Annotated in this window: 9 protein-coding genes; 2 read left to right on the forward strand and 7 right to left on the reverse strand. The window is 68.9% G+C overall.

Translation table 11 applies throughout. The features are described 5' to 3' along the window. Positions 1 to 107: 107 nt before the first annotated feature. From map to CVV72_RS08960, 6 genes are all read right to left on the reverse strand, one after another. Positions 108 to 914 (reverse strand): type I methionyl aminopeptidase, encoded by an 807-nt coding sequence (gene map, locus CVV72_RS08935; RefSeq protein WP_219151957.1) that lies wholly within the window; start codon positions 912 to 914, stop codon positions 108 to 110. 79 nt (positions 915 to 993) lie between these two features. After that, on the reverse strand, positions 994 to 2,364 hold the full coding sequence (locus CVV72_RS08940; protein ID WP_219151959.1) for an aspartate aminotransferase family protein: 1,371 nt from the start codon (positions 2,362 to 2,364) through the stop codon (positions 994 to 996). Beyond that, on the reverse strand, positions 2,361 to 6,425 hold the full coding sequence (locus CVV72_RS08945) for a Pls/PosA family non-ribosomal peptide synthetase (RefSeq protein WP_219151961.1): 4,065 nt from the start codon (positions 6,423 to 6,425) through the stop codon (positions 2,361 to 2,363). The genes CVV72_RS08940 and CVV72_RS08945 overlap by 4 nt, the downstream gene beginning before the upstream one ends. Beyond that, positions 6,422 to 7,564, reverse strand: a complete 1,143-nt coding sequence (locus CVV72_RS08950) for an aspartate kinase (protein ID WP_255632604.1) — start codon at positions 7,562 to 7,564, stop codon at positions 6,422 to 6,424. Before CVV72_RS08950 ends, CVV72_RS08945 begins: the two co-directional genes overlap by 4 nt. Positions 7,565 to 8,151: 587 nt before the next feature. Further along, positions 8,152 to 8,835 (reverse strand): ABC transporter ATP-binding protein, encoded by a 684-nt coding sequence (locus CVV72_RS08955; RefSeq protein WP_219151965.1) that lies wholly within the window; start codon positions 8,833 to 8,835, stop codon positions 8,152 to 8,154. Further along, on the reverse strand, positions 8,832 to 9,914 hold the full coding sequence (locus CVV72_RS08960; RefSeq protein ID WP_219151967.1) for an ABC transporter permease: 1,083 nt from the start codon (positions 9,912 to 9,914) through the stop codon (positions 8,832 to 8,834). The genes CVV72_RS08955 and CVV72_RS08960 overlap by 4 nt, the downstream gene beginning before the upstream one ends. 167 nt (positions 9,915 to 10,081) lie before the next feature. On the opposite strand from CVV72_RS08960, the gene CVV72_RS08965 reads away from it, so the two are divergent. Continuing rightward, a complete protein-coding gene (locus CVV72_RS08965; protein WP_219151969.1) occupies positions 10,082 to 11,248 on the forward strand; it encodes a sensor histidine kinase in 1,167 nt (388 codons plus the stop codon). Further along, the gene (locus tag CVV72_RS08970) at positions 11,245 to 11,880 is read left to right on the forward strand and encodes a response regulator transcription factor (protein ID WP_304511405.1); all 636 of its coding nucleotides are present in this window, start codon (positions 11,245 to 11,247) and stop codon (positions 11,878 to 11,880) included. The genes CVV72_RS08965 and CVV72_RS08970 overlap by 4 nt, the downstream gene beginning before the upstream one ends. Positions 11,881 to 12,082: 202 nt before the next feature. Here the strand turns inward: CVV72_RS08970 and aztD are convergent, their stop codons facing one another. Beyond that, on the reverse strand, positions 12,083 to 13,255 hold the full coding sequence (gene aztD, locus CVV72_RS08975) for a zinc metallochaperone AztD (protein ID WP_219151973.1): 1,173 nt from the start codon (positions 13,253 to 13,255) through the stop codon (positions 12,083 to 12,085).

The following is a 13,255-nucleotide window of genomic DNA, read 5'->3' on the forward strand; positions in this document are numbered from 1 at the left end:
GTGATGACTACAGCGACCGTTCACTCTAACGGTCCCGTCGGCGGTGACGGGACGTATTCGGAGTTTTCGGTCGAACCTCACCCCGGGCGCCCGAAACGCAAACGGGCTCAGGAACCTTTTGCGGAAATACGATCGGCGGCCACCTCGCGCTCACGCCTGGTGAGCACCAGCGGAGCGCCTTCGGTGATGGCGACCGTGTGCTCGGAATGGGCCGCACGCGAGCCGTCGGCCGAGCGGATGGTCCAGCCGTCGTCGTCGAAGACGATCCGGTCGGTCGTACGGGCGAACCAGGGTTCGAGCGCGACGGTGAGTCCGGGCTGGAGCTTCAGGCCGCGGCCCGCCTTGCCCTTGTTCGGAATGTGCAGCTCCTCGTGCATGGTGCGGCCGATGCCGTGGCCGCCGAACTCGGTGTTCACCGGATAGCCGTGGGCACGGGCCACCGCCCAGATGGCCGCGGAGATGTCGCCGAGGCGGTTGCCCGGACGCGCGGCCTCGATCGCGGCCTCCAGTGCCTCCTCGGTGGCGCGGACGATCCGCAGGTCTTCCTCGGCGGGCGTCCCGACGATGACCGTGCGCGCCGAGTCGGCCGCCCAGCCGTCGATCTTCACCGCGAGATCCGCGGTGAGCACGTCTCCGTCGTGCAGCGTGTAGTCGTGGGGCAGGCCGTGCAGGACGGCATCATTGACCGCCAGGCAGATCACGTTGCGGAACGGGCCTTTGCCGAAGGACGGCGCGTAGTCCCAGTAGCACGACTCCGCGCCGCGACGTTCGATCATGCCGCGCACGTGGTGCTCCAGGTCCATCAGGTTGACGCCCACGTCCGCGAGGTCGCCGACCTCGGTGAGCACTTCGGCGACGAAACGCCCGGTCACCTGCATACGCTCGATCTCGGCGGGCGTCTTCAGTTCGATCATCGGATCCTCGCGTCCCTGGTTGGTATTATTATACCGGCACCCTAGCAGGAAGCGGTATAATAATACCAATCAGTGGGGCTTACTGCGCCGGATGACAGCGCTCGATCGCGTCGAGCAGGATCCCGCACGCGAGCTCGATCTCCTCCGCGGTCACGGTGAGCGGTGGCATCAGGCGGATCACGCCGTCGTCGCGGCCACCGAGTTCGACGATCAGGCCGTGCCGCAGCGCGTGAGCCTGTACGGCCCGGGCGTATCCGCCCGCCGGGCGGCCGTCGCGCGGATCGGCCAGCTCGATCCCCCACATCAGGCCGAGGCCACGAACCTCACGGACCCAGACGTGATCGTGCAGGACGCCGAGTCGTCGAGCGAGCTGCCTCCCGCGCTGCCGGACATTGCCCAGCACGTCGTCCCGCCGGACGACGTGGACCGCCGCCGCGCCGGCGGCGAACGCGGCCTGATTGCCCCGGAACGTGCCGCTGTGCGCGCCGGGCGCCCAGCCGTCGAGCCGCCGGTCGTAGAAGATCATCGCCACCGGAAGCCCCATTCCGCTCAAGGCCTTCGAAGCGATGATCACGTCGGGCTCGATGTCGTAATGCTCGAACGCGAACCAGGTTCCGGTGCGACCGCATCCCGTCTGCACCTCGTCGACGACGAGCGGGATGTCCAGTTCCGCGGTCAGCGCGCGGACGCGCCGCACGAAATCGCGGTCCGCCGGAATGATCCCGCCTTCGCCTTGCACCATTTCCAGGATCACCGCGGCGGGAAGGGGGATGCCGCCGTTGGGATCTCGCAGCGACCGTTCCAGCAGGCCCACGCAGTTGGTCTCGCACGTGTCCGGCGAAAGGCCCACCGGGCATCGAGCGCAGTACGAGTACGGGAAGAAGTGCACGCCGGGCACACCGTTGGCGATCGGCCGTTTCTGGGCGACGAGGCCGGTCAACGCCATCGCGGCGTGGCTCGAGCCGTGGAACCCGCCCTGGAAGGACACCAGGTCACCACGCCCGGTCGCGGTCTTGCAGAGTTTGATCGCGGCGTCGACGGCGTTGGCCCCGCCGGGACCGCAGAAGTGCATCCGTGTCCGCGAGCGCAGGCCGGGCGGCAGCATGGAAAGCTGAGCGTCGATGAATTCGCGTTTCGCCGGTGTCGGGAAGTCCAGGCCGTGGGTGAGCACGGTGAGTTGTTCGGTGGCCGCCCGCACCAGTTCGGGATGGTTGTGGCCGAGGGAGAGCACACCCGCGCCCGAGAGGAAGTCGAGGAAGACGTTCCCGTCCATGTCCCACAGGTGGCTTCCCGCCGCGCCCGCGATCGCTATCGGGAGGTGGCGCGGGTAGGCCCGCGCGCTGGACTCCCACTGGCGCTGGTGTTCGAGGTACTCCGCCGAGCGCGGCCCCGGCAGTGCGCCTTCGACGCGAGGCACCAGGGCCGGCCTCGCCGTGGGGGTGGGGATCATGGCAACCTCCTGGTCGCGGCGATCTCATCTGCCGTGTCGAGTTCGACCGCCGGGTTGGCGTGCCAGCGGGTTCGCGCCGGGACCGCGGTGCCCTTCATCAGGAACGCGTCGGCCTCGGCGATCGCTCCATCCGCCATCGTCACTCCATAGTGGACGAAGGCGCCGACGCCGAGCGTGCATCCCGCGCCGATGGTGATGTGGTCGGATTTGAAGGTCCCGTCCTCGAGCGAATGTCCTTGCGCGACGGTGTGCAGGTTGAGCACGCAGTCGTCGCCGATGCTCACCAGGGACCGTTCCGGGATCGCGCAGCCGTCGTCGAAGACACGCCGGCCGATCCGGACGCCGAGACGGCGCAGGAGGAACGGCTTGAACGGTGTCCCGTTGAACAACGCGAGGTAGCGGGCGGGACTGAGCTTCCAGAACCGTTCGTGCCGCCAGAAGGCCGGGTCGTAGATCGAGCAGAACAGTGGCCGCATCGCCCGGAAGCCCTGTACGGCCAGTTCCGCCAGCATGAGGAACGCGACCGAGAACGCCAGCGTCGCGACGATGCCGCCGCCGACGGCCAGTGGGCCGAGCCGCCCGTGCAGGGCACCGGCCACCGCGCCGATCAGCAGGACACCGAACAGGTGCAGCCAGTGCACGAGCAGGTAAACGCCGATGGTGACGGTGTTGTGCCGGTTCTTCGCCCGTAAGCCCCGGCGCAGCGCGTCCCCGGTGCCGAGGTGCTCGAACCCGGTGTCACGGCGGACAGTGCGGGGTATCTCGAACGCGGGCGATCCCAGCAGGCCGACGTTCTCCCGGACCGGTCCGTCGAGGGGAACGAGGACCTTGGTGGCCAGCAGGCAGTTCCGGCCGATCCTCGCGCCCGGCGGGAAGGCGATCTCGTTGCCGAGGAAGGCCTGCGGCGCGACGGACGTCTTGCGGAGCCGGAACGACGATGCGGAGAAGTCGGCGTTGAGCAGCGAAAGGCCGTCCGAGACCATCGTCCCGGTGCCGACCGTGCTGAGGAACGGCGTCTCGTGTTTGACCTCGACCCCGAAGTTCGATCCGGTCTGGTGGACCTTCGACAGGTCGTATCCCAGCGCGCGCAGGTAGTACACGATGTAGCTGCTGTCGCCGAACAGGTACGTGTACGCGCGCAGGTTGGTCAGCCGCGCGATCAGTCGCTGGATCGCGAAATGCCTGCCGTAGAGCGGGTAGACGTGGTCCGGCCGGAGGAACAGGCCGAGCAGGCGCGGGAGCACGAGGACGACCGCCAGTCCGGCGAGCAGCGCACCGAAGTACACCAGTGCCGAGTCGGCGATCCGGCCGAGATAGAAGGCCCAGCTCGTGAAGTCCACCGTCGTCGTGAACCACTGCTCGACGAGCACACCGGCACCGCCCAGGCTCAGGGGAAGCGTGCCGAGCAGCAGAAGCAGCAGGCTGGACGCGCAGAAGACGATCGGCCTGAGCCTGCCGCGCGCGACCGTGCCCAGCGCCCGGTAGTCCACGGTGGACAAGCGAGCGGGAGACCCGTGCCAGCTCTCGCCGTCGGGGACGGACTGGCCGGAGTGCAAGGACGACGAGTGGCCGAGCTGTGCGCCGTCGCCGAGCGCCGAGCCGATGTCGAGCACGGTCATTTCACCGACGAAGGCGTTGGCGCCGAGCGTGACCGTGCCGGTCTGGATCCGGCCCGCCCTGGCGCGGTAGCAAGAGAAGTAGGCGTCCTTCCGGATGACGGCGCCGGCACCGACGCTGAGCAGATCGGTGCAGACCGGCGGGTTCCTGGACAGGATCAGGGCGCCCTTGCCGATGTCCGCGCCGAGTGCCCGCAGATACCACGAGTAGAGCGGAGTGCCGACGAACAGCATCAGCGGGCTGAATCTGACCAGGGCCTTGACCGTCCAGAAGCGCAGGTAGCCGACGCTCCACAGCGGGATCTCCCCCGGCTTCCACCGGCCGACGAGCATCCACTTCGCCAAGACCGGCACCACGGAGAGAACGACGAACACGACGAACCCGAGCCCGGCGGCGCGCGCGTAGCTTTCGGCGAACCCTGTCGCGGCGTCGATCCAGCGAAATCCTGTGTCCAGGAGCCAGCCCGAACCGGCGGCATAGGCGAGGAAGGCCAGGAGCTGGAACACTCCACAAAGGACATACGACGTAGTGGACGCCCGGCGTGGCTCCTCGGCCCGGGCGACCGTGGCCTCGACCGCGGAGGCGGTCGACTCGGCGAGGCCGCGGATGGTGGGATTGAGGTACACGTCCCTGGCCGACAGCGACGCGACCTCGCCACGTTCCCGGACCACCGCACAGAACTTGGCCAGCAGCAGGGAGTCGGCACCGTAGTCGTCGAAGAAGTGCCCCGTCACCGAGACCGGCTCGATCCCGAGGACACCGCTCAAGGCCTCCGCCAGGCGCAGTTCGGTCTTCGTCGCGGGCGCCACGTAGTCGACGTCGTTGCCCACCCTTCGTGGGCTCGAGGGTGCCGGGAGATGCTTGCGGTCGGCTTTTCCCGCCGGTGTCAACGGGATGTGGTCGAGTTGTTCGAGGTAGGCGGGCACCATGTAGCCCGGCAGCAGTTCCGCCAGCCGGCGGCGTAGTTCTCCGGGATCGACGTCCTCGTTGTCGCGCCGCAGGCTGTAGTAGGCGACCAGTTCGGTGGTGCCCGCTTCCGGATGGTGGGTTTCGACCACCGCCTGGGCGATTCCGGGGATCCGCAGGAGGACGGACTCGATCTCGGTGAGCTCCACGCGGTAGCCGCGGATCTTCACCTGGGTGTCGGCGCGGCCGTGGTATTCGATCTCCCCGTCCGGGGTGATCCGCCCCAGATCGCCGGTGCGGTAGATCCGGCGGGACGGATTGTGCCCGATGCCGAGGAAGTCCGGGATGAACGCGCGTTCGGTCAGATCGGGCCGGTTCAGGTAGCCACCCGCGAGTCCGATCCCCGCGATGCCGATCTCCCCCAGTTCGCCCGCGGCCAGCGCCACCGGCTCGTCCGGATCGAGGATGACGACCGAATAGGTGGGCAGGGGCACCCCGATGGTCACCGGCCGATCGGGTCGCAGCACCGACCAGGTCGCGGTGACCGTGGCCTCGGTCGGACCGTAGACGTTGAGGAATCTCCGGTCCGCGCGATACCAGCGGCGCACGAGGTCTTCGGGACACGCTTCGCCGGACACCAGGAGGAACCGCAGCAGCGGCAGGTCTTCGTCGAGGCTGGCCAGCAGGGTCGGGACGCAGCACAACGCGGTGACCCGGTTCTCCCGCAGGAATTCGAGGAGATCGTGCCCGACGAGGGCGGCACCGCCGGGTTTCGGCACGAGTGTCGCGCCGCTCAGCAACGGCACCCAGATCTCCTCGACCGAGAAGTCGAACGCGATCGTCATGCCCTGGTAGACCCGGTCGGTGTCCTGGATGCCGTAGACGTCGGCGGCGACCAGGACGAAGTTGCAGATCGAGGCGTGGTCGATCGTCACGCCTTTCGGCCGCCCGGTCGACCCGGAGGTGTAGACGACGTAACAGAGTTCGTCGGCAGGAGTGCCCCTCTCGTCCGCGCTGAGCCGGGTTCCCGGCAGTGCGGCGATCCGGTCCGAGTCGACGTCGAGGCAGACGAGGTCGACAGCGTCCGGCTCGAACCGTTCGCGCAGCCCGGAGGTCGAGATCACGAGCCGAACACCGGCGTCCTGGACGATGTAGGCCAGGCGGTCGTCAGGGAAACCCGCGTCCAGCGGCACATACGCCGCGTTGACCTTGAGCACGGCGAGCATCGCGACGTAGGGATGCACCGGTTCGGTGAACAGCAGCCCGATCCGGTCACCGGGCCGCACCCCGTGCGCCAGCAGGTGCCGGGCGAGCCGATTGGCCCGCTCGTCCAGCCCACCGAACGTGACCTTCACTCCTCCCGCGTCCACTGCCAGGCGGTCTCCGAGCCCGGTGTCGCGCAAGCGGTCGCAGAGCCGCTCGTACAACCGCTCCAGCCGATCACCGGTCCGCCATCGAACCCGCTGCTCGTGGCCGTCGCAGGTCAGTACCAGGCCGTCGGTGGTGAACTGCCCCGACGGCTGTCCATACGGGCTCATGCCCCGTCCTCCGCCAACCCGAAGGAGTCGTGCAGGGCTCGGACGGTCGTGTCGACGACGTCGGCGGGGACCACCGCGGTGAGGCGCGATCGCGACGTCGTCATGGCAGGCACCGTGACCCTGTGGCCGGCGAGGATCCGCAGCAACTCGGGCAGAAACCCGGGTGGATCGAGCAGCGCGGTGCCGACCACGGATACGGAGCCGAGTTCTTCGCAGACCGTGGAGCGGGCCTCCAGTTCCATCGCGAGCCGGGTGATCGGCGGGCCGAGCGGCTCCGTCCCGCGGACGGTGAACCTCAGTTCTCCGGGATCGGGCCAGCTCAGGTTGTCCGGTCGCACTCCGCAGTCCGCCAGCATCGCGAGTACGCGTGCGTAACGATCGGGGTCCGAGGCCGAAACCTCGACCCGGACCAGTCGCACGTCGCGTTCGTGGGCGATTCCGATGACGCGGGGTGTGTCTTCCAGCGGCTCTTCTCCCGCCTTGACGACGGTGGAAGGACCGGGATCCGACGAGTGCTTCACCCGCACCGCCACCCCGTGGCGGCGCGCGAGATCGACGGATCTGGGATGCAGGACGCGGGCGCCGACCCCGGCGAGCTCGGCCATGGCGTCGTAGGAGATCGTCCGGACGGGCCGGGTGTCCCGCACGATCCGGGGGTCGGCCGTGCGCACGCCGTGGACGTCGGTGCGGATCTCGCATTCGGTGCCACCGAGCGCGGCCGCCAGTGCCACCGCGGTGGTGTCGGAGCCGCCTCTGCCCAAGGTCAGCAGTTCACCGTCGGCGTTCCGTCCCTGGAATCCGGCGACCACGACGACCTGCGCGTCCCGCAGCCGCGCGACGATCCTGCCGGGATCGACGCTCACGATGGTGCCCGATCCCGGTTCACCCGCGACCTCGATTCCCGCCTGGTCACCCGACAGCGAGACGGCTTCGACCCCGCGCTCGGTCAGCGCCATGGCGAGCATCGCGGCGGACGCCTGTTCGCCGGTCGCCATCAACTGGTCGAGTTCCCGGGGAGCGGGTGGTTCGGCGACCTCGCCTGCCAGCGCGATCAGCCGGTCGGTGCTGTCCCCCATCGCCGACACGACGAGGACCACCCGATCCCCCGTCGCGGCGATCGCCGCCACCTCGGCGGCCACCTGATTCACCATTGCCGGGGTGGCCAGGGACGAGCCACCGTATTTTCGTATGACGAGTGCTTCGCTTCGTGAATTACGTAAAGCCGAGTCCGGGCTGACATCGAGTTTCGGGGAAAAATTCACCATTTTCCTTCATGAGGTCGCCGCAAATGGCCGCATTCGCGGCAGGGCATACGACAGGGTCCGGGGCTCCCTGCCCGACGAGACGACTTGGCAGGGATGACAGGTTTGGAAAGTAGTGCGGGACGCATTCCACGGGTACCTCCATAAGTACGAAACCTCGACCGCCCGTTTCTCGCAGGCCATAACCCGGCGACAGTGCGCGGCGTTATGACGGCAAACAGACGAGTTCGATGGAATTAGGGCAGAAGAATGACAAATTCGCAGAGTCTTCGAAATTCGGGAAAACCTCGTCATGACAAAACGGAACGAATTTCCCCACTCGCCGGGCATTACGAGATCCTTTTACCCGCCCAGCTCCGGGAGAAATCTGTCAAAATGGCCGTGGCGTGCCCAGGACCGAAATCCGGGCATTCTTCCCGTTGATCGGAAAGCGGACATGAATGTCCGTCCTTTGTGGAGGATCGTCAGCCGACCGGAGAGGGACTGCCCAGCCGTCCGTCGTGCACCTCGACGATCCGGTCCACCGCGGCGAGATGGACGCGGTCGTGCGTGACCAGGACGGTGGCGGTGGCCCGCTCGCGGGTCAGGCCGGCGATCAGGTCGACGACCGCCGCGCCGCGCTCGTGATCGAGGGCGCTCGTCGGTTCGTCGATCAGCAGCACGGTGGGTTCGTTCATCAACGCGCGCGCGATGTTCACGCGCTGCCGTTGGCCGCCGGAGAGCTGGTGCGGACGGCGTCCCGCCTGCGCGGCGAGCCCGACGGCGTCCAGCAGGTCCATGGCCACACCCCGTGCCCCGGCCGCGGAGCGGCCGTCGATCCGGGCCATGACCTGAAGCTGCTCGGCGGCGGTGAGGGCGGGCAGCAGATTCGGCTGCTGGAAGACGATCCCGATCTTGCGGCGGCGCAGTTCGGCGAGCTCCCCGCGGTTCAGGCCGGTGGTCGTGGTGCCGTCGACGGTGACGGTCCCCCGGTCCGGGGTGATGAGGGTCGCCGCGACGGCGAGCAGGCTGGACTTGCCGGAGCCGGAGGGGCCGGCGACCGCGGTGAGCGTGCCCGCCGGGACCTCCACCGTGACGTCGTCGAGCGCGGTGAGGCGGGTGTCGCCGTCGGGATAGGTCAGGGTGACGCCGGTCAGGTTCAGGCTCATCGGGCACTCCCCAGTGCGGTCAGCGGGTCGACGGAAGTGATGCGGCGCACGGAGAGTGCGGCGCCCAGCGCGCCGAGCAGGATCATCACGGCGGACGGCACGAGCACGGTGGCCGGAGTGAGCAGGAAGGGCACGGCGGAGCCGGCGACCACCGTGCCGAGCCCGACGGCCAACCCGGTTCCGATGGCGGTGCCGCCGACGAGAAGGACGACGGCCTGGCCTAGCGCGTCCTTCAGCAGGAAGGCGGTACTCGCCCCCAACGCCTTGAGAACGGCGATGTCACCGCTGCGCTGGATGGTCCACACGGTGAAGAAGGCGCCGATCACAAGGGCGGAGATCGCGAACAGGAAGCCACGCATCAGCTGCAGCGAACCGTTTTCCGAGGTGTAGGAGCCGATCGCGGACAGCGAGTCGCCCTTCGACACCGTCGTGGTGCCTGCGGTGAGGTCGGTGGCGGCGAGATCGGCGCCGGCCGTCGTGGTCAGCGCGAGCACCGTCGCGCTCGGCTCGCCGTCGGCCGGTGGCGCCGTCTTCGCCCAGACGTCGAGGCCTGCCCAGATCACGGGCGTGTGGCTGAACCAGGCGTCCCCCGCCACCGCGGCGACCGTCAGCGGACGCCCGGCCACGGCGACGGTGTCCCCGCTCCGCACGCCCAGATCCTCGGCGGCGGACGTCGACAGCACCACCGAGTCGCCGCTGATCTTCTCGCTGTCCGGGGCGAGCGCCGACCCGGTCCGGACACCGAAAACGGAGATCCCGGCGCTGCGGTCGCCCGCGACGGCCTTGGTGGTGGCGATGCCCAGCGGTTCGGCCGCGGTGACACCCGGGGTCTCGGCCCACTGGCGGCGCTGTGTGTCGGTGATCGCGGAATTCGCGTAGGAGAGGCTCTGCCCGGCAGCGGGGGCGGCGAAGACGATCTTGTCCGCGGGCAGGCCGGTGATCGCGGAGGTGTTCTGCTCACCCAGGCCCGCGGTGAGCCCGGACAACAGGCCTACCAACAGGGTGATCAGGACGACGACGGCACCCATCAGAGCGAACCGTCCTTTGGCGAATCTCAGATCTCTCCAGGCGACGAACACGGTTGGGGCTGTCCTCTCGGGGTGGGCTGGGTACCTCTCCACGATCGCCGCCGGTGACCGCGACGGCATCCGGCCGGAGATGGCACTTCCCCTGCCGGAAGACGGCACGCCGCCTCTACCTTTGGATAGAGGCGCCCGCCGATCCCGCTCCGTAATCTGGACGCACTGTGACCGCCGCGTCCGCTTTGACCCCGACCAGCCGGGTGTTGACCTGGTGTCTGCACCTGCTGCTCATCGCCCTGCTCACGCTGGCGGCCGCCCGGGCGGTGGCGGACGGCTCACCAGACGCGGGAACGATCGTCGCGGCGGCGGTGACGTGCGCCGCGGTGTACGCGGCCGGCCCGCTTCTGCCTCGCGTCCGGACGTCCCGGCGGGCCGCCCTGTGGTGGCTGATCGCGGTGGGCCTCGTGTGGCTGGTCCTGCTGGTGCTGACCGCCGACGGTGTGTGGGTCGCCTTCCCGCTGTACTTCCTGCAGTTGCATCTGCTGCCCCGCCGTCAGGGCCTGGTCGCGGTGATCGCGACCGCGCTGGCGGCGATCACCGCGTTCGCCGCCCACCAGGGTTCGTTCGCCCCCGCGGCGGCGATCGGCCCGGCACTCGGCGCCGCCGTCGCGGTCGCCGTCGTCTGGGGCTATCAGGCGCTGTACCGCGAAAGCGAACGACGCCGGAACCTGATCGAGGAGCTCACCGCCACTCGCGCCGACCTCGCCGCGGCCCAGCACGAGGCGGGAGTGCTCGCCGAGCGGGAACGCCTGGCCCACGAGATCCACGACACCCTCGCCCAGGGCTTGTCGAGTATTCAACTCCTGTTGCGTGCCGCGGAAAGGACTCTGCCCGATACCGCGGGGAACGCCGCCCGCTACGTCGAACAGGCTCGTCAAGCCGCCGCGGACAACCTCGCCGAAGCCCGCCGGTTCGTCGTCGCCCTGTCGCCTCCCGCGCTCGACGACACCACGCTGGCCGACGCGCTGGCACGGCTGTGCGCCACGACCACCGCCCGGCACCGGATCACCGCGCGCTTCCATCTCACCGGTGACCCCGTTCCGCTGCCGACCGCGCACGAGGTGGTGTTGCTGCGCATCGGTCAAGCGGCCCTGGCGAACACCGTCCGGCATGCCGACGCGTCCACCGCCGAAGTCACGTTGAGTTACGACGGCGACCAGGTCACCCTCGTCGTCGTCGACGACGGCGTCGGCTTCGACCCGGACCACAGCGGCTTCGGGCTCACCGCGATGCGCACCCGGGCCGAAGCGCTGGACGGGATCTTCACCGTCGAGTCCTCCCCCGGCCACGGCACCACCGTGTCCGCGCGACTGCCCAAGGAATGCCCGTGACCGAACCCCCGATCCGGCTCCTGCTGGCCGACGACCACCCCATCGTCCGGGCGGGACTGCGTGCCGTGCTGGAAACCGAGCCCGGTCTCGTCGTCTCGGCCGAAGCCGCGACCGCGGAAGAAGCGGTGGCCCGGGCGGCCGAAGGCGACATCGACGTCGTGCTGATGGATTTGCGTTTCGGCTCCGGCATGACCGGCGCCGAGGCCACCGCGGCGATCACGGCGCGGCCGGACGCTCCACGCGTACTGATCGTCACCACCTACGACACCGACGCCGACACCCTGCCCGCCATCGAAGCGGGCGCCACCGGCTATCTCCTCAAGGACGCCCCTCCCGAGGATCTGGCCGCCGCCGTGCGCACCGCCGCGGCCGGACGCACCACGCTCGCGCCGACCGTCGCCGACCGGCTGATGAACCGGATGCGGATGCCCGCCACCGCACTGACGCTGCGCGAGATCGAAGTCCTGGGCCTGGTCGCCGACGGCCTGTCCAACCGGGCCATCGCCGACCGGCTCCACCTGACCGAGGGCACGGTGAAATCCCATCTGGCCCGCAGCTACACCAAACTCGGCGTCGATTCGCGCACCGCCGCCGTCGCCACCGCGACCGACCTCGGCCTGATCCGGCGCTGAACGGGCGAGGTGGCAAGGACTTCCGAGTGCACTTGAGTGAAAAGGCCGAAGTCCGTGAAGGCCTCCTTGAGGGACTCTGGGTCCCTCAAGGAGGCCTTCACGGACCGGTCCGTGGCCAAGCTCATTCAGGAGCCAGTAGGCGCTCCTAGCCACGTACGAGCCTCATATGGGTATGAACAGGTGGCTACCACCCACAAGTGAATCAGTGCCCGAGCACGCCGCTGACCTCGTTCGGCGTGCCCGGAATCGTTCCGGTCGCGGTCTTCGTACCCGACGCGAGGTCCACCGAGTGGATTTCCTTCTTGCCGGGATCGGTGACGTAGGCGGTTCCGCCCCGCACGAAGATCGCCGGGCGCGGCTGCTGCCACTCGATCGGTTCCTGCCAGGTGCCGAGCACGGCGATCTTCCGCGTCACCGCACCGCTCACCGGGTCGATCACGTGGATCTGCCCGTCCGTACCCAGGACCAGTGCCTCACCCTGAGGCCCCCGGGCCAGCGACCGGAAGGTGTAGCTGGTCCCGATGTCGACGTGCTTGAGGGTGGCCTTCTCGGTGTCGATCAGGGAGATCCGGGTCGGGCGTTCGAGTTCGGCCGCTTCGTCGACCTTGTAGTCGCCCAAGGTGATCGGGGAGACGTCCGAGCCCGCCTGGTTGCCGATGCGTCCGTAGGGGTCCGGGCTGGTCACCTTGGTGATGACGCCGTTGCGGTAGATCAGCACGCCGGTCTGGCAGCCGACCACGACCGCTTCGCCGCGCGCGGCGGCTTCACCGTGCACGCCGGGGCACTGCTCGTTGCGCGCGATCTCCTTCTTGTCCTTGTCCAGCACCACGATCCCGGACCGCTTGTCCTCGTTGCCGACGGTGGTGAGCAGTTCGCCGTTCGCGAGTTCGACGGCCACGCCGTGATGCGCCTCGGGCGTCTTGTGCTTCGGCGCGGGGAAAGCCGCGGTACCGATCGTCTTCGGGTCGAAGACGGTCACTTCACCGGTTCCGTCGGCGAACAGCACCGTCTTGCCGGCGTGCCGGACGACGTGTCCCGGCTTGGCCGCCTTCACCTCGTTGTCCGTGAGCACGGCACCGACGGCGTCGAGGACCCGGAAGCCGGTGGAGGTCGAGACCAGGAGGTGCCGGTCGTTCCCGGCGGGGTTGAGCCGGTTGAAGCCTTCCAGCGGAAGGTTCTTCGCCTCCTTCAAGGTCTTGCCGTCGAGCAGGACGATTCCGCCGTCATAGGTGACGGCGACCGGATCGGCGACGACCGATGCCGGAGCCGCGTCCTTGCCGGGCTCCGCCGCCGGCTGTTCGGTCCCGCAGGCGGCGAGTGCGAGCGTGCTCGCCGTCGTCGCCATCAGCGCGAGATATCGGGCTTTCCGTGCCAT

The sequence above is a fragment of the Amycolatopsis sp. TNS106 genome (assembly GCF_019330265.1).
In the GTDB taxonomy this organism is placed as follows: Bacteria; Actinomycetota; Actinomycetes; order Mycobacteriales; family Pseudonocardiaceae; genus Amycolatopsis; species Amycolatopsis lurida.